Source organism: Lachnospira hominis (ex Hitch et al. 2025), assembly GCF_040096395.1.
Lineage (GTDB): Bacteria > Bacillota > Clostridia > Lachnospirales > Lachnospiraceae > Lachnospira > Lachnospira hominis.
Window position 1 is genome coordinate 78,448 of sequence record NZ_JBBMES010000005.1, and the last position, 16,150, is coordinate 94,597.

18 protein-coding genes and 1 pseudogene are annotated in these 16,150 nt (G+C 48.6%); all 19 read right to left on the reverse strand.

Annotated elements, in window-relative coordinates; all coding sequences use genetic code 11:
* Window positions 1-68: 68 nt before the first annotated feature.
* The 19 genes and pseudogenes from WMO38_RS06505 to WMO38_RS06600 all read right to left on the reverse strand — a co-directional run bounded on the left by WMO38_RS06505 (window position 69) and on the right by WMO38_RS06600 (window position 16,137).
* Window positions 69-1,805 carry a CHAP domain-containing protein gene (locus WMO38_RS06505; RefSeq protein WP_349161941.1) on the reverse strand — a complete coding sequence of 579 codons (1,737 nt, stop codon included), beginning with the start codon at window positions 1,803-1,805 and terminating at the stop codon, window positions 69-71.
* Window positions 1,806-1,923: 118 nt separating this feature from the next.
* On the reverse strand, window positions 1,924-2,286 hold the full coding sequence (locus tag WMO38_RS06510) for a cysteine-rich VLP domain-containing protein (RefSeq protein WP_435390998.1): 363 nt from the start codon (window positions 2,284-2,286) through the stop codon (window positions 1,924-1,926).
* A complete protein-coding gene (srtB, locus tag WMO38_RS06515) occupies window positions 2,246-3,067 on the reverse strand; it encodes a class B sortase (protein WP_349161943.1) in 822 nt (273 codons plus the stop codon). The genes WMO38_RS06510 and srtB overlap by 41 nt, the downstream gene beginning before the upstream one ends.
* 33 nt (window positions 3,068-3,100) lie before the next feature.
* Window positions 3,101-5,434 carry a VirB4-like conjugal transfer ATPase, CD1110 family gene (locus tag WMO38_RS06520; RefSeq protein ID WP_349161944.1) on the reverse strand — a complete coding sequence of 778 codons (2,334 nt, stop codon included), beginning with the start codon at window positions 5,432-5,434 and terminating at the stop codon, window positions 3,101-3,103.
* Window positions 5,427-5,792, reverse strand: coding sequence for a PrgI family protein (locus tag WMO38_RS06525; RefSeq protein WP_055194921.1), 366 nt, complete (start codon window positions 5,790-5,792; stop codon window positions 5,427-5,429). Before WMO38_RS06525 ends, WMO38_RS06520 begins: the two co-directional genes overlap by 8 nt.
* On the reverse strand, window positions 5,793-5,963 hold the full coding sequence (locus tag WMO38_RS06530) for a hypothetical protein (RefSeq protein WP_349161945.1): 171 nt from the start codon (window positions 5,961-5,963) through the stop codon (window positions 5,793-5,795).
* A gap of 10 nt (window positions 5,964-5,973) precedes the next feature.
* Entirely contained in the window at window positions 5,974-6,810 is an 837-nt protein-coding gene (locus tag WMO38_RS06535) for a VirB6/TrbL-like conjugal transfer protein, CD1112 family (RefSeq protein WP_257362754.1), read from the reverse strand.
* An 84-nt stretch (window positions 6,811-6,894) separates the two neighbouring features.
* Window positions 6,895-7,251 carry a glutamyl-tRNA amidotransferase gene (locus WMO38_RS06540; RefSeq protein WP_155219427.1) on the reverse strand — a complete coding sequence of 119 codons (357 nt, stop codon included), beginning with the start codon at window positions 7,249-7,251 and terminating at the stop codon, window positions 6,895-6,897.
* Window positions 7,252-7,266: 15 nt separating this feature from the next.
* Window positions 7,267-9,060, reverse strand: coding sequence for a VirD4-like conjugal transfer protein, CD1115 family (locus WMO38_RS06545; protein ID WP_349161946.1), 1,794 nt, complete (start codon window positions 9,058-9,060; stop codon window positions 7,267-7,269).
* Entirely contained in the window at window positions 9,047-9,247 is a 201-nt protein-coding gene (locus WMO38_RS06550; RefSeq protein ID WP_022278669.1) for a hypothetical protein, read from the reverse strand. Before WMO38_RS06550 ends, WMO38_RS06545 begins: the two co-directional genes overlap by 14 nt.
* A gap of 15 nt (window positions 9,248-9,262) precedes the next feature.
* Complete coding sequence (locus WMO38_RS06555) at window positions 9,263-10,150, reverse strand: LtrC-like protein (protein WP_349161947.1); 888 nt, start codon at window positions 10,148-10,150, stop codon at window positions 9,263-9,265.
* Between the two features lie 6 nt (window positions 10,151-10,156).
* The gene (locus WMO38_RS06560; protein ID WP_349161948.1) at window positions 10,157-10,966 is read right to left on the reverse strand and encodes a PcfB family protein; all 810 of its coding nucleotides are present in this window, start codon (window positions 10,964-10,966) and stop codon (window positions 10,157-10,159) included.
* Window positions 10,950-12,332: a relaxase/mobilization nuclease domain-containing protein gene (locus WMO38_RS06565; RefSeq protein WP_349161949.1), complete on the reverse strand. Its 1,383-nt coding sequence runs from the start codon at window positions 12,330-12,332 to the stop codon at window positions 10,950-10,952. Before WMO38_RS06565 ends, WMO38_RS06560 begins: the two co-directional genes overlap by 17 nt.
* Window positions 12,323-12,661, reverse strand: coding sequence for a plasmid mobilization protein (locus WMO38_RS06570; protein ID WP_349161950.1), 339 nt, complete (start codon window positions 12,659-12,661; stop codon window positions 12,323-12,325). The genes WMO38_RS06565 and WMO38_RS06570 overlap by 10 nt, the downstream gene beginning before the upstream one ends.
* A gap of 266 nt (window positions 12,662-12,927) precedes the next feature.
* Window positions 12,928-13,998, reverse strand: a complete 1,071-nt coding sequence (locus WMO38_RS06580) for a YodL domain-containing protein (protein WP_349161952.1) — start codon at window positions 13,996-13,998, stop codon at window positions 12,928-12,930.
* The gene (locus tag WMO38_RS06585; protein ID WP_349161953.1) at window positions 13,995-14,951 is read right to left on the reverse strand and encodes a DUF3991 and toprim domain-containing protein; all 957 of its coding nucleotides are present in this window, start codon (window positions 14,949-14,951) and stop codon (window positions 13,995-13,997) included. Before WMO38_RS06585 ends, WMO38_RS06580 begins: the two co-directional genes overlap by 4 nt.
* A 1-nt stretch (window position 14,952) precedes the next feature.
* Window positions 14,953-15,276: a hypothetical protein gene (locus WMO38_RS06590; protein ID WP_349161954.1), complete on the reverse strand. Its 324-nt coding sequence runs from the start codon at window positions 15,274-15,276 to the stop codon at window positions 14,953-14,955.
* A 32-nt stretch (window positions 15,277-15,308) separates the two neighbouring features.
* Window positions 15,309-15,611: pseudogene (locus WMO38_RS06595) on the reverse strand (DUF3848 domain-containing protein); the annotation flags it as partial.
* Window positions 15,612-15,699: 88 nt separating this feature from the next.
* A complete protein-coding gene (locus tag WMO38_RS06600) occupies window positions 15,700-16,137 on the reverse strand; it encodes a GNAT family N-acetyltransferase (protein ID WP_349161955.1) in 438 nt (145 codons plus the stop codon).
* Window positions 16,138-16,150 lie beyond the last annotated feature (13 nt).

Here is a 16,150-nt window from a genome sequence, read left to right on the forward strand (position 1 = left end):
GACATCACTTAGAATTATTCTTTATTATGTAAGTAAGGCGTTGCCAGTCGGCAACGCCTATTTATTTTCTAATAGGCAGGCGCACCGTAGCCGAGTATCTCATAATATCCTACCGGATAGCTTTTCTGACGAACAGAATCTCCGGAGTTACCTTCAACCGTATAAACTCTGCCGTTTTCCACCTTTTGGACGATACCTGTGTGGTCGGATAATCCGTCCTGACCGCTTTCGTCCGCCCAATCGAAGAAGATAATCATTCCGGGTGTAGGCTCGGCGCTGTTGTCCAGCCATTGCCCACGCTCCTTAAACCATTGTACGCCGTTGACGCAGCCTGCGTATTTCGGAATCACGCCAGCGTCGATATACCCGCACTCGTTAGCACACCAGCTCACAAAGCAAGCGCACCACTCAACACGGGAATTAAAACCGTACCAAGACCAGTATGGCTCTCCGCCCATATTTCCAATCTGAGAGAGGGCGACGGTTACAATCTGATCGTCCGTTCCCATAATCCCGTAAAGCACCTGCGACCACAGCGAATTGTTTTCATCGACAAGCAGCTCTGCGAGATACTCTTTCTGTTCCTCGTTAAATCCATACTGCGCCGCCATCTCATCGGCGGTTTTATGGCTGACCGTGATATACAGATAGGTTTGCGTGACCGTGCTTTCCGTCTCCACGATATTTCCGTGACCGTCATCGGTTTCAGTAATGACCGTCTCGTTTTTGGTGTCGGTGCTGGAGCTTATTTCGTTCATCTCCCAAAAGATGTCCGTGAGAAGCTGCTTTTTCGATTCGTCCATCGTCGCAACCTCTTGGGGATTATCCGGATCGGTGTTGACTTTGACGGAATACACCGCAAGCACTTCTTTCCAAACGGCACGGCTGCCGCTCATTTCAAGGACATCATAAGATACCGAGTTTTTTTCGTCCTGCAATTTGATATCGTATTCCGTATTGATCTCCTGCACAACGGTCTGCATACTCATACCCGTGCCGGAATCCTCGCCTGAGAAAAAGATACCGAACACGGAGCCGATAATCATACCAATCAGGCAAATCACGATAATGACCAAAACCGCTATCCAGCCGCCTGCGGCGATTGCGGCGATCAATGCCTTTGTTCCGGCGATAATCGCCTTGACCGCAAGCGATATCGCTCTTGCGATTGCTTTCGCCGTGACAACGGCGGCACGAGCCGCTGCCCGTGCCGCCTGAACTGCCCTTTGAGAAGCCTTGACCGTAGCCTGCGCCGTTTTCTGCGCCGCCTTTGCGGTACGCTGCGCTGTCTTGACGGTCGTTTTAGCGGTGCGCTCTGCGGTTTTTACCGTTTTCTGCGCTGTTTTCGCCGAGCCTTTCCCAACCGTCTTAATCGTCTTTTTCCCTGCGGAACGGGCAGACTCTTTTACTGCCTTCTTCGGCTGTTCCACCGTCTTGATACTCTGACCGACGTTTTTTCGTGGAACTGCCGCCTGCGCCTGTTTTTGAAGCGACTGCGCCGCCCGTTTTTCCTTGAATTTCTGAATACCGTCCTTTGCCTTGACGATATTCTGCTTTGTCGCCTGAACGCCCTTGCGCCCTTGCTTGTCAAATTGGTGTATGGCTTCGTGGGAAACTCGGTCGATACCGCTTTCCAAACGGTTGGAAGCGTATTCCTCCGCACTGCTTTCAGGGACATCAACGGAATGTTCCGCTTTTTCTTTGGTCTGGATAAAGGCGGATTTCATACGCTCAGCGGCAACCGCCGATTTATCAATCGTTTTGATCGTGCCTTTCAGAGTATCCCTTGTCTTAATATCCGGCATAGAAAACCTCCTTTCCAAGCGCCTTTGGACGCTTTGAAGTAAAAAAAGAGGGGAAAAGGTATCAACACCTTGCCCCTCAAAGTGCGAGGGCTGAAAAGCCGCTTAAATCAAGGACTTTTTACCCTCTATTTTTCGATTCTGTGCGCCTTTTTCTTGCGTACTCTGCCTGCTGCCTTTTGTATGCGATACCGGCGCATTTCTCACAATACTTTTTCCTGTTGCCACGCTTGATAATGGGAGCGCCGCAGAAAACGCACCTGTCAGGGTGCGTTCCAAGTATCGCCGCTTCCAACGCCGGATCTGCCGGAAGCACCGCATTGCGGAAATACCTGCACAAAAGCGAGTAGGATATACTCTGTACGCAGACGCAGCCTTCCCCCTCATCGAGAAGCAGACAGTTCCCGTCATCATAATTGGCGCACAGCTTCTTTATCAGGGCATTAGCTCGGTATCTCTGCCGCCCCGTCATTTGCGGGAGCATTTGCACCACTGCTTTCTGTTACTTTTTTCGCCACAACGACAAGCCTTCCGTTTGTACGGGAGTATTCACAGGTGGAAAGCGTTATCAGCTTGTCGCCGTACTCCGCCGATACGCCCGTGTCGTAAAGGGAAAGCTCCTTGCACTTATCAATATAAGCGTCAAATTCCTCCGGCGACTGAGCGTCCGTAAAGCGGTAATATTTGAAGGCTTCCGGGCTGTCGGTGTAGACAACGGTTTTGAAAACCGCAAGGATTTCGTACTCATTTTTCTCTGTCAGGGTATTAAAAGCAATCGTTTTATGTTCCTGCCAGAAATCCTTGTCCTTGAATTTTTCAAGGTCGGCGAACATCGAGCCGTTGTTCATATGATGACCGTAGATTACTACATTGTCCGAGGGCTTTAAGACATCACAATCCTCCTGCACATACGGGCAGCCGTAAGAACTGTATTCTTTATCAAATCCACGCTTTAGATAGTAGTTCGGGTTATCCACCGTCTGCATAACGGGATAATTGATGTTCGTATCCTCCACGCAAATCCAGCCGACCAAATCATTGTTTTGACGGTACAGCTCGGTAAGCTCCGGCAGTATCGTCTTATCTTCCGAATAGATAATCGGCTCGGCAGGCTCGGTTTCGCTGTCCTCTACGAGCTGTACGAGAGAATCGTACATCTGCTCCTGATGTTTCGCCTCCTTGTAATGGTCGATAATGAAATAGCTGCTGACGCCGAGCAAGACGATAAACGCCGCCATCAGTGCAATACAAATCTTTTTTCTCATTGCCGTTTCCTTTCTAAAACAAGGGGCGGGAGCTTATGCGCTCTCGCCCGGTTTTGTTGTCATCAGCTTATACAGCTTCGTATTTTTCGGGAATTTATTTGCGAACGGTACAAGGGAGCTGCCCACCTTGATAAGCCCGTGTCCGGCTTCCACATTCGTAATATACGACATCTGAAGGTCGGAGATATTTAAGAGCTTCGCCAGCTCCAGCCTGTCCGTGGAAGCCTGATTGAGCATAATGATAAATTCGGAGTTTGCGAGCATTGTCCTTGCCGTATGGCTCTGCAAAAGGTCGTCCACATTCTGCGTGATACCCGTCGCATACGCCCCGTATTTACGCACACGCTTCCAAAGGGTAAAGAGGAAATTAGCAGAATACTCGTGCTGGAACAGCAGATAGATTTCATCAATAAAGATGAAGGTGTTTCTGCCTTTCGCCCTGTTCTGCGTAATGCGGTTTAAGATGGAGTCGAGAACGACCAGCATACCAATCGGCATAAGCTGCTTGCCGAGGTCTAAAATGTCATAGCAGATCAGGCGGTTATTGGTATCCACATTCGTATGCTTCGCAAAGGTGTTCAAGCTGCCGTTGGTAAACAACTCGATGGCAAGGGCGATTTCCTGCGCCTCCGGCTCGTCCTGCTTGAGAAGCTCCGCCCTGAAATCCTGCAAGGTCGGCACTTCGCCCTGATAGTTATTCTGCTGATAGGTGCGGTACACGCTGGCGGTGCAGCGGTCGATAATGGATTTCTGTTTTGCGCCGAGGTTGCTGCCACCGATGAGCTGCTCGCACAGGGACATAATAAACTCCGATTTCAGAATGACTGGATTCGCCCCGTCGCCGTATTCCTTCGTCATATCCATAGCGTTGATATGATTTTGGGAAGTAGCGGAGATATGGATAACCTCGCCGCCGAGCGCCTTCACAAGCTGTGAATATTCCCGCTCCGGATCAATGATGATAACATCTGATTCTGATGAAAGAATCACATTCTCAATCTCGCCCTTTGCGGCAAAGGACTTGCCGCCGCCGGATACACCAAGAATAAAGGAATTACCATTGAGGAGCTGCTTGCGGTCGGCAATAATCATATTTTTGCTGATAACATTCTGCCCGTAATAAATACCGTTCTCGTGAAAAATATCCTGTACCCGAAACGGGATAAACACGGCAAGGCTTTCAGTTGTAAGGGTACGGAAGGTATCAATCTTCCGCACACCGAATGGCATAACCGTATTCAGCCCGTCCACCTGCTGGAATTTCAACACGCCGAACTGACAAAGGTGCTTTCTCGCTGTGGTAAGCAGCGCTTCCGTGTCGTTATCAAGCTGTTCTTTGGAATCCGCCGTATGCACGAAAGTAATCACGGCGAACATCATTCTCTGATCTCTCGTCGTTAAATCATCGAGAAATTCCTTCATTTCCTTTTTCTGCTGTTCCATATCATAGGGAACGGTCGCCGAAAAGTTGTTGTTGGAATTTTGCCGCCTCTGCCAGTTGGTAATATTCGTCTCCACACCGAGCAGACGGTTTTCCGCTTCCCGTACCGCTTCATCAGTCGGCACAGGGACAACATCAATCGACATCATCAGATTGCGGTTAAGATCGGTCAGCTCCGCCACCATACTGTCCTTGATATAAGAAGCGTACTCACGCAAAAAAAGGACTCTCCCGTAACGGTCGCCCATTTTGAAGTAGTCCTTTTCAAATTCCATTGAGTCGGGACAGATATAGTCCTTGAAGCTGTGTCCCTTTTTGCGGGTTTCCTTTATATCAAAGTGGAAAGAGGATTCCTCCCCCACACGGTAAAAGTCGTGGAAGATACGCAGCCTTTCATCGGTTTCCAGCTCCACGCATTTGCTGCCGAGCCGGCTAAAATGGGCGATTAGGTCAGCGCCCACACGGGCAAAATAATTCCTTGCGTCCTCAACATTCTTCTTGTTGACGGAAATCGTTATATACTTATCCTGCACGATAGCATTTGCTCCCGTCGCTTTCTCCAAAAGGATTTTGTTGTATTCCTCACGGTATTCATCGAGGCTGTCGCCTTTCATCGGGATAAGAATGTTGTTCTCAAAGTCCAGCCGATTTAAACGGCGGTTGTTGATTGTGATTTTTGTCGTTGCTCCGGAGTCGAGGGAATTGAGCAGTTCCGAGTATTCAAGGAACATTGCTTCCTTGTCCTCACGGCTGGCAACAGCATAGTTAATATCTGAAAATTTATAGGTCTTGGAAAACTTGTCTTTCCCGATCTGAAAAATACCGTCGTCATAAATGGCGGTAATGGGGATCACATCCTGAACGCCCTTCGGCACGATAAACTTTTCCTTTTCCTGCTTGCGGAGATTGGTAAGTGTTTTAATCATTCGATTTCATAGCCTCCTTTGCTTTTGCTTCAATACTCGGCTTGAACAGCTCGTAGTAGGTATTCGTTGAACGGAAGGTGAGCTTCTTCGGCATTAAAAACTCTGATTTGATCCACGCATAGATGAATTTCTCTGCGGTCATTCCGTTATATTTAACAAAACCAAGAGCCGCAAAGGGTGCGGCTCCCAAAATGCACATCCACGATACGGTTTCCGTGCCGACATAGGGCTTGAGCAGGAAATAGATACCCACCGCCACCACGCAGGCACAGGCAGAAAAAATGAACTGCCGCAGTGACAGTCCGAAAAACATCGCTTCTGTGTAATTCCTGATTTCTCTGTTGATTTTGACTTCCATTTAGGAACTCCTTTCTTTTCGTTTTTGTGCCTGCCGGATTTCATCGGCGCAGACACATTTGTCCGCAAGGCAAGTAACTTTGCCTTTCCGCCGCCCTCCGTAATACAGGCAATATCTGCAATCGCAGTCTGCAAGGGTGTAGCCCTTGAATTTGTTGTATATTCGTTTCATTCTGTTCTCCTTACAGTCCCATCATCTCACGGATAATCCGGTCAGACATCCGCACCGAGCCGACCAAAACGAGCATATTAAAGAGCAGCTCGCCGATATATGACCATACCTGCGTAACTGCTGCCGCATTGGGATCGACCACAGGCGGGGAAGAAGCGAACAGTGAGAAGATAATACAGGCTAAAACGATCACTGCACCTTCAAGGCACACGGCGCAGTAGCTTTTGATAAACGATTTCCCCACATTTTGGCTCGGCTCTCCCGCAAAGGTGGAAAGCGGAATCGGGGCGAGCGCCGTATACATATATAACTTAAAAAATCTTCCATACACCGTCATAATGAGCAGGAATGACATAACCGTAATGAACAAGCCGCCGATGAGCGTAACCGCCCACAATGGGATACTCTCAAAAAAGCCGCAGCTTTCAATCGTGTCGATCATTGACTGCGGCAAGGTTGTCTGCTGTGCGGAAGTAAAGCCTGCGGCGGTCATAATCGTGCCGATTGTACCCTGCACGATATTGAAAAGGGCAAGCATTAGCTCCATACCATAAGTAATCGCTGCTTTTGCAATAGCAAATCGGATAAAAAGCTTGACAGCGTGTTCCGGTTTTTTTACCTCACTGAAGCTGCCGCAGGTGCGTACCATACCGACCACAAAGAACAGTACCAAAAGCGCAAGACCAATCGCCTGCACAGCGCCGTTGATATTGACAATGACCGCCCATATCCCGCCGCCTTTGAAGTTCTGCGGCGTAGTCGTAATGAGCTGCCATATCTCAGCGAGTTTTTCATTCCAAGTTTCGAGGGCGTTCTGGAGATTCTGAACTACCCAGTTATCACTCAATTTCGTAGCACCTCCTTAAAAAGAAAAATGGGGCGTTCCTGAAAAATAATCCAAGAACGCCCCTGAGTGTCGTTTGCGTAAGGGTTAGCCCGTAATCAGAGTGAGGATTTCTTTCGCAAAAACGATAATGATACCGCCAGCCAGCGTCAGAAATCCGTTTGCCCTCTGCGAAGGATCGTGGGATTTCAGGGAAAGACCTACCTGAACGATACCAAAGCCGAGCAAGATCAGACCAATCGCACGGATAAAGCCGAAAATGAAATCGGACAGGTTATTGACAACGGTAAGCGGATCGCCTGCGGCAAAAGCCGTTGTAGACATCGCAAAAATAGCGGTCAGGCTCAAAACCGCCATACAGTAGTAACGAAAGCCTTTCTTTACCTTTCCGGTCATCGGCAGTCTGCGGGTTTCTTTCTTCTGCGTCTTATGAAAAATGTTCATTCTGTTTTCCTCCAATCAATTTGTTAAGTTTTCAAAGTCCTCATCGGACAACAGCTCGTAAGTCGTTTCCGAAAGCTCCATTTCGGGAACACTGTCGAGATCAACATACAAGGTTTCAATGGTCGCCACATTTTTTGTGACTTCGCCGTGCTGATACACGCCTCCTTTCCCGTCTGCGGTATACACCACATTGGGGTGTTTCAAAATGTCGTACTTCAAATCCATTACCGGAAGCTCGCCACGGATAAACAAAATAGCGTAGCGGTTGTCGAGCATTCTCACTTCGTCAGGGGTAAGCAGCTCACGACCGGAAATCTGATAATTGGTCGAGTAGCTCCCGCTCCGCCCCTCGCTTTTCCCGTAAGTGTTCGTATCAATCGTTTCCTTGCCTAAAAGCTCGGACACATACTTGTGCGTACTCTGCTCATTGCCGCCGAGATAGAGAAATTCATCGCAGTTGCCTATGATGGATTCCCATTGCTTCTCAAACAAAGCCTTTAACTGCGCCAGATTTTGCAGGATAATGGATACCGACACGCCTCTTGAACGCATAACGGAAAGTATCTTGTCAAAATCATCGGGCAAGCTCACATTGGCAAACTCATCCATAAGCATATGGACGGGTATCGGCAGGCTGCCGCCGTGGATATGGTCGGCGGAGTAAAAAAGCTGCTGGAAAAGCTGTGTGTAAAGGATACTGACGAGGAAATTAAAGCTCGAATCATTATCCGGTATCAACGCAAACAGCGCCGTTTTCTTCTCGCCCATTGAAGCAAGGTCAAGCTCATCGGCGGAAGTCAGCGCCGCTAAGCTTTCAAGATTGAATTTCTCCAATCTTGCGGCAAGGGTAATCTGAATAGATTTCAAAGTCTTTGCCGAGCCGGAGTGGTAGGAACGATAGTATTTCAGGGCGATATGGTCGGGATTATCCATTTCCAAATCGGCAAACAGGTTGTCGAGGGGAGAAGGGCGGTTGTCCTCCTCGTCCTCAATCGCCGCCGCCCTGAGCATTTCCATTACCATAGCAAAATTCTGTTCCTCCTCCGGCGCTTCGTAGTGCAGATAAAAAACAAGGGCGAGTAAAAGCATACTCGCCGCAGTATCCCAAAAAGGATCGTTGGATTGAGAGCCTTTCGGGGTGGTACTCTTAAAAAGGTTGGTCACAAGGCGCTGAATATCGTTGTCGTTCCTGAGATAGACAAACGGGTTGTAACAATGGCTTTTCTCCATTGAAATCAAGTCCAGCACCTTGATCTCATAGCCTGCTTTTTCAAGCAGATTGCCGACATCACGCAGAATTTCCCCTTTTGGATCTAAAATTACCTGAGAGGAATTGCTTGTTTGCATTAAGTTCGGCTTGCAATAGAATCTCGTCTTGCCTGCGCCGGAGCCGCCGCACACCAGAGTATTGAGATTGCGGCGGTGCTTTTTCGCATTGAGTCCGATCCGGACATTCTGCGTCATCAGCTTATTTTCCGAGGGCGGGCTTTGACGGTACTTTTTGTCAATGGCTTTTGCGCTGCCCCACTTCGCAGAGCCGTGTTCCTCACGCCTGCGGTAGTTCCTCCGTGTAGACAGATAAATCCCAATCCCCATTCCATAGAGCAAAAGCAGAACGAGGACAGTTTTTAAGCTGTCCCCGCAAAGCTCGATATGGAACGGATCATTGAATGCCGTCAAAAGGCTCGGCAGTATCTCCGGCAGACCGCCCTTGACGGACGGCGCTATCAATAAGCCGAGCCACACAACGGGAAGAATCCCAATAACCGCAAGGATAATCGCAGACTGCTTGTTGCTATCTCGATTCACGGCAGGATTCCTTTTCTACCACTTTGAACTTGCGTCTTGGGGCGTGACCGATTTTAATAATCAGATCGTCTACGGCGTCGGTGGACTTGCCCTCTTTTTTGAGGTCGGTCTTTTTATCGTTCAGGGAACGGATTACAACACCGTGTTCATAATCGTCCAAAGCGATATGGTAGAGTTCTTCTTTCATCGCAGCTACCTCCGGTTATCTCTCCTGTTCCTTTGAGCGCTCCGCCCGCTGGCGGTACAGCTCGTCGGAAACACGGGCGGTAATTTCCTTAAATGCTTTCTGCGTCTTGCCGAGTTCAGCTTTAATTTCTTTCGGCTCTTTGTTTTTCAGTTCGTCGGGGATACGGTCGATAGCGAAATTCTGCGTATCGACTCCGTATTTTCTGCAAAGCATATACCCAATGCACATCGCCTGAAATCCCATATCCCTGCGGCTGTATACCTCGCTGTTCATAGAAAGCTCGGCGTGACCGAGTTCCTGAGCGACGCACTGGCAGAGGGCAACGCTGTCGCCGATGTCCCGCTTCACATAAAGCGTCTGATCTTCATTTTTATAAAAAGCGCCCATATCGGGATAGGGCAACTCATTGGTGCTTTCAATGTTGATCGGGGCGCTGTCGAGCATAACCGCCACCAGCTTTCTCGGATCACGGTTAGCGGTCGGGGCGGCGGGGCGCTTGCCGTTGGTCTGCGAAACATCCAGCACTCTTTTCAAGTTGAAATCAATGCCGATTGTCCCGTCTTTCTTGGTGTACTCATACGGATCAAGGATAATAAAGGTCTTGGAGCCTTTATTGACCTTAACACCCTCAGCCGCCCAATCGTCAAATTCCTTGATCTGGCTTGCCTGCGGGAACTGCTTATACATCAGCAGCGCATTGTTCGCCGTGTACCTGTCCATACGGCTCTGCACATCAAGGTAGGCTTTGAATTTTTCCGGCGACTGCACCACTTCCGAAGCAGTATTGTCGAGCAGTTGATAAATGGCTTCTTTCTCCGCCTTTTTCTTGGCGGCGTATTCCTCCGGCGAAAGTCTCGGCGGTCTTGCGCCGCTGCTTTGCTTACTCTTAAAATCGTTGGTCATATTGATTTACCTCTCTTTCGGTTTCTTGGATTTTTTCGGCTGCCTGTGAACGGTCTGCCGATTGGCTTCAGGGGTTTTCGGCTTCTCTTTGGAAGCCTCCGGCACGGTACGCTCTGCTTCCTTTTCCGCTTTGGCAGCCGCCTTGTATCGGTCGAGCTTTTCCTTGACCGAAGGCTTTTTATCCGCCGCCTTTGCGACACCCTTATCAGTGTGCGTACCTGTCGTTTCTGAGTCTCGCTCGGACAGAGGGCTTTTGTCTGTCTTTGCGACCGAGGGGTTTTGGTGGGAATTTCCCTCCTTCTGCATTGGCTTTCCCATCGCTTCTTCCACGATGATCTCGCCTCTTGATTTCGTAGGCACTTCATTGGCAGTCGCTTCACGGTCTGCCACAGCCTTTTCCGCTTCGGAAACAATGGAAGCCTTATCGACTTTACCGAGTTCAAAGCGGTCGGAAATTCGCTGGATTTTCGCAGCGTCCTCCGCACGGGCGATAATATCGACCATCGCCGTATCGCTCTTGGTATTTTTATCACGCAGAACGCAGTAAAGGACGCCGTACCGTTTCGCCTGCTCGGTAAACTTCGGCAAATCTTTCTGCTGGAACGAAAAAACCTTCAGCTCCTTGCCGGACTTAATCATATTGGTAAGCCGTGCTTTTCCTCGTGTCTTATTCGACTGGCTGATTTCCTGCTTCAGCACGGAAGCTAACAGAATAGCGATATTCTTCGCCGCCGAGCCTGTGAGCCGGACAGCCACTTCAAATCCTTCAAGCGACAGCCTGACGATTTGTTCTGCTGCGTCACCGCCGTTGTTCATAGTTTCGGGACTCCTTTCTTTGAGATTTTTCTTCCTCTGCCTTGACTTGCGAAAGGGTATCGGCAATTACGCCTGACCGCTTCGCAATCCCGTCGCAGAGCTTTACTTCTTTGCGAAGCTCTTTCAAGCGTTCGGAGATTGCAGAGATTTTCGCCTTTGCCGCCGACAGCCGTTCATCTGATATATCTACCTTTCGTATTTCATTTCGGAGATGTGTTCTGTCGGCGGTAAGGGTTTTGATTTCGTCCTCAACCGACCGCTTATATGAAAAGAGCTGCTCGTCCGTACCGATCTGGTGCTTGCCGAGCAGCGTTACCTGTTTGGTGAGTTCGTCCATCTTCATCAAATCATCTTTGAGAAGATAGTGAAGTCTCGCCGTATTCTGTTGTTTCTGATTGTGCTTCGGAAGGTAGCCGAGCCGATAGCAATAGTATAGATACAAGCCGTAAAGCCCGCCGACCTTTTGGATTTTATGTTCTCTTGTGGGCAGGCGGTACTGCCGGACAATATAGGTCTTTGGCTGGAACGGCTTGAACACGATATTATCCCTGTTGGCGATAAGCCTCTCAAGGATTTTCTCTTTGGTGTATTCCTCGCCGAGCCGATAAGTCCGTATCGGTTTTTCACTGCCTTTCGGTGTGACCGTCGCATACTTACGATTGGGACTGAAATTCGAGTGATAGCCCATCACGCCCAGTTCATATTGGAACTGCCGCAGGTTGCGGCTCATCGCAATCGCTTCGTCAATCGCTTTTTTTGCGTTGTTGTATCGGGTAGGCATACCCGCCTCGTCCTTCATCGTAAGATAGGCGGGCGATCTGTGCAGCTCCGGCTTTTCTACAATGGACAGCTTATGTTCCAAGCATATCTCATCGGCGATATGGCGGAAGTAGTACCAAGACTTTTCTTTGTCTTTCAGCCGCTTCCCATCTACAAAGGAAACGGAGTTGATGACAAAATGGCAGTGGAGATGTTTGGTGTTCAGGTGGGTAGTGACGACCACCTGAAACCGCTTGCCCCACATCTTCCTTGCAAACTCCATTCCGATCTGCTGCGCCTGTTCGGGCGTGACCTCGTTTTCCTTAAAGCTCAGATACCCGTGATATGCCTGAATCCCGTCCGTCTTGCCGAACTGCTCCTTTACGGTAATGAACTGGTCACGAGCCATCGCCACATTGCAGTTGATACCGTCGCAGAAAAACTCGTGTTCCGTTTTCTCCTCGTCCTTTGCATAGGCAAGCACATCTTTGAGCGCCTGATAATCTTCGAGCGAATATTCGGGGTTGGCGGTCTTTTCAGGATTGGTCGTATAGTCCAGTACCTGACCGAGCCGGACGCTTACCTTCCAAAGCTTTGTTACTGCCATTTCAGACCGCTTTTTTCAGGGCGCAGAAATTCACGCTCAATCGCCGCCTGAAACTTGTGCCACCTCAGCACCTCATTCTTCAGCATTTGCGAATCCACAAAGCCGAGGGCGTTCGCTTTAATGGCGAGCTGATTGATGTTGTTGCCGATAGCGGATAGTTCCCGCATAGCGTCATAAAATCTCTCGTCCGGTTTTTCTCTCGGCTCATAGCCACGAAGCAGCAGTCGAATCAGCGCCGCTTCGGTCAGACAGGCTTTCTTTGCTTTCTTCTGCAAGTCCTGTGCTTCCGCCTTTGAAAACCAAAACTGTTTTTTGACTGTTCGTTTCACAGCTCCTCGTCCTCCTTTCGGATATTTGGTGTGCGGCTGATTCGGTTGATCTGCATAAGGCACATTATCGAGATACCGATAACGCCGCCGAGCAGGAAGCCTATCATAAAGAATAGAACTTCGTGCATAGTCAAAATCCTTTCCTGTATTGGGGTATTAGGGGCAGCCCCTAACGAGCTTTTACTGTTTTTACCCGATAGGAGTAAAAACAGTCTGCTCGCTAAGATAACGCAGACCTGTCCGGCTGCCCCGTATTTTCCTGAAATTTATCGTTCTTTGTCCGCCCTGTCAGGCTTAAACGGCTCGATTTCTATTCCGTGTGCGGTTTCGTGGAATCGCTCAGGATACCGAAAAAGCCGTTTATATTTCAGTAGTTGTTCGCTGGATAAGCTACTGTACTTTTCATTGGCGACATTGGAACGGGCAATAAAAAAGTCGCCGTGAATGATGTCGGCGACCTCTCTTGTATTGTCGAGCAAATAGCATTTTTCAATTTTCCAGCCGTCTTTTCCACCCATTTCGTCCGCCATCAATCCCTCCATTCTCAAGCACGGATCAACGCCGTCAAGAGAAGCACCGTAAATTGAATAACCGCCCATACGGGACTGAAAGGCTTTGTTATCCGAGCTTACTTCGTAAGTCCGTTCAAACTCGCTGTACGGTTTTTTAAAGGTATCGGCAGTAAAAACAATATGTGCGGAAAGATGTTGTCCTTTGTTTTCCGCTTCCCGAAAAAGGGATTTCAGGTCGCTGTAACTCATCTCTGTACGCTTTGGCGGCTGGTATACAGCCCGATTCATCGGCAGCTTTTCCTGTTTCCCATCACGGTTGCAGACGATAGCGGCGTCATCTTCAAAGGGCATATACTCGTCTAAACCGCCCCCGCCGACCAGTTCTTTCATCGCTTCATAGGTGTTCGGTATCTCTTTCACAATCGGAGATTTGCCGACCGGAACGAGCAGGACAGATATTTTCTCCTGCTCGGCAAGCGATAGAAAACGGTCGCTGACCTGTGTCTTTTCCGGCGCAAAGTCAATCCACCGAAAGCCGATACTGTCGCAAAAGTGGAAGTAGCTTTTTCCGGTATTCCCGTCAATGATCTCCACCACATCGGATACGGACATCGACCGCCCTTTATATCCTGCGGGGTGTTTAAGATTGAAAATCTCATAGAGTTTTTCCAGCGTGAAGCAGTTTACTTCTCCCTCGAACACCTTATCATAGAGGCTGCTGTCGATTTCTGAGCTGCCCTGAAATTTTGGAAGGCTCTCGTAATTCATAAAAGCGACATTGTTGGCGTCACGCTTCATATTGATCTGATAAATTCGTACATTCAACGCTCATAGCTCCTTTCTTTGGATTTGTAGATTCCAAGCTGTATGCAGAGGTAATCGTTATAATCCTTGCCTTTCTTCGGCGGCTCGTCAAAGACCTCGTACCGCTTTGGCAAGATGATTTGCAGCGCCTTAGCCGCTTTCCTTCCTGCGCTGTCGTTATCAAAATGGATATGAATTTGCCGGATATGCGGCTTTTCCTCAAGGTATCGCACAAGGGCGGCGGGGGTAGTGCTGTCCTCGATTTTCTCTTTCGGAAGGTAAACGCCCGCAAGGGAAACAAGGTTTTCCTGCCGCCAGTCCCTGCCGGACAGCTTGGAAATCGTTGCGTAGGAAAGCAGGTCAATGGCACATTCAAAAAGGTGTACTTCGCTGCTTGTGCTGTCTGCTAAACGAAAAGAATAATGTTTATCGCTGCCGGAACAGTCGCCCAAAATACGGCGGCTGTTGGTCGCCCGGAAAGCGGCGTATTTCGGTTTCTGCTTTTCATCAAAGCCGACGAAAACGATATTATGGTAAGGCAGGCTCTCAAAGATAACGCCTTTTTTGATACATTCGTCGGTAATGGCTGCGTCAATCCCTCTGCTAAACAGGTACTCCCTGATCTTATCGGTCGTTTTGCTTTTTTCGGGCAGTAAGAGAATTTTCGGCTTTTCTTCCTGCTTCGGTCTGACGGTCAGGGTAGGCATAACCGCCGCCTTTCCCATCAGGGTTTCGACCGCCTCCACAAAAGAAACGCCCTTGACTTTCACAAGATAGTCAAGAGCGTTATATCCGCCGATCCGCTGCGACCACCACATCCATTTGCCGTTTGAAATCTTTAAGCTGTCGTGGGTACGGGTAGTATAGTTGTTGCCTGCAATCCGCACCAGCTCGTGCGGCTCACAGTTTTGCAGATAGGTTAAAAGGTCAATCTGCCGAGCCTGTTCGACCACCTCCGGCGGGATATATGGCATATCAGATCTTCCCTTTCCTGAGAAGCTCTGCGACCTTCTCAATGGAATCTTCTATATCTTCAACATCGGCGTTCATCAGCCACTCGTCCCAAGACAGCTCCAAAACATTTTTCGTTTTCATAAGGGAACTTACCATTTCAGGCGGAAGCTCCGTATTCTCCACATAGTCGTACAGCTCGCACATAAAGGCAAACTGCTTATCGTTTGTGATGATTGTGACCTGCGGCTGGCAGAGATACCGCTTCACATATCGGATCAATTCTCTTTCAAGCTGGCACTGCAACACCAGCATATCCGCACGGACGGTTTTTAATTTACACACCATTTTTCTCACCTGCTTTCTCTGTTTTTATCCCGTTTGAGTACATCGTTTGCCCTTGTTTCAATGGAATCCCGAATGGTATCCATATGCTCAACCTCTCTGTCCTTAAACTCCTTATAGACATCATCAAGCGGGCAGAGGGAGCGGAGCAACGCCTTTGCCTGTTTCGGAGAAAGCTCCAGTTCCTCCATACACATCACAATGTCCTCTCTCATCGTATACTCGTAGGTATGATTCAGAATTTTCTCCGGCGGCTGTGAAAGCAGCCAGTCCCTGTACTTATCCTGCTCAGCTTTCATCTTGTCGTAGAGCAGGGCGTTGTAGTCTGTTTCGCCCATAGCGAACACCTCCTTAAACAAAAAATATAGCCGCCTGATTTTTGTAAAAACCAAGCGGCTATGTAATGAATTTGTTATTTTATAAGTCCTAATTATTTTCAAATTTCATAGGTGTATATCGCATACCATCCGAAAGTTGCTCCGTATCGGTATCTACGAAACCCAGTTTATGATAGACCGGAACTGCATACGGAGAAGAATTTACTGTAATGGTTTTGCTTGAACTATTTTCTCGTAGGAAGTCCCACAGCTCCCTACCAATGCCTTGTCTTTGATACTGTGCTTTCACAAAAAAGCAACAGATATGCTTCCGATTTTCGTTTGTTGCGATAACTCCCTTTAGTTCTTCTTCGTCATAAGCGCCCCAAAATTCTAATGTTTTGACGATCTCTTTGTTCTCAATAAAATCCTGAAACGACTTAACTCCTTCTTCAGAATAATCGGGAGCCTCAAATTGTAAAAAAGTTTGCCAAATCAAGTCAATGGCATTTGTAATTTGAGTATCATCTATTTTTTTGACTTCCACACTAAACACCTCG

Coding starts and splice junctions, on each gene's coding strand:
- WMO38_RS06505 (WP_349161941.1), bottom strand. CDS start 1,805: ATGCCGGATATTAAGACAAGGGATACTCTGAAAGGCACGATCAAAACG.
- WMO38_RS06510 (WP_435390998.1), bottom strand. CDS start 2,286: ATGCTCCCGCAAATGACGGGGCGGCAGAGATACCGAGCTAATGCCCTG.
- srtB (WP_349161943.1), bottom strand. CDS start 3,067: ATGAGAAAAAAGATTTGTATTGCACTGATGGCGGCGTTTATCGTCTTG.
- WMO38_RS06520 (WP_349161944.1), bottom strand. CDS start 5,434: ATGATTAAAACACTTACCAATCTCCGCAAGCAGGAAAAGGAAAAGTTT.
- WMO38_RS06525 (WP_055194921.1), bottom strand. CDS start 5,792: ATGGAAGTCAAAATCAACAGAGAAATCAGGAATTACACAGAAGCGATG.
- WMO38_RS06530 (WP_349161945.1), bottom strand. CDS start 5,963: ATGAAACGAATATACAACAAATTCAAGGGCTACACCCTTGCAGACTGC.
- WMO38_RS06540 (WP_155219427.1), bottom strand. CDS start 7,251: ATGAACATTTTTCATAAGACGCAGAAGAAAGAAACCCGCAGACTGCCG.
- WMO38_RS06550 (WP_022278669.1), bottom strand. CDS start 9,247: ATGAAAGAAGAACTCTACCATATCGCTTTGGACGATTATGAACACGGT.
- WMO38_RS06555 (WP_349161947.1), bottom strand. CDS start 10,150: ATGACCAACGATTTTAAGAGTAAGCAAAGCAGCGGCGCAAGACCGCCG.
- WMO38_RS06560 (WP_349161948.1), bottom strand. CDS start 10,966: ATGAACAACGGCGGTGACGCAGCAGAACAAATCGTCAGGCTGTCGCTT.
- WMO38_RS06565 (WP_349161949.1), bottom strand. CDS start 12,332: ATGGCAGTAACAAAGCTTTGGAAGGTAAGCGTCCGGCTCGGTCAGGTA.
- WMO38_RS06585 (WP_349161953.1), bottom strand. CDS start 14,951: ATGCCATATATCCCGCCGGAGGTGGTCGAACAGGCTCGGCAGATTGAC.
- WMO38_RS06590 (WP_349161954.1), bottom strand. CDS start 15,276: ATGGTGTGTAAATTAAAAACCGTCCGTGCGGATATGCTGGTGTTGCAG.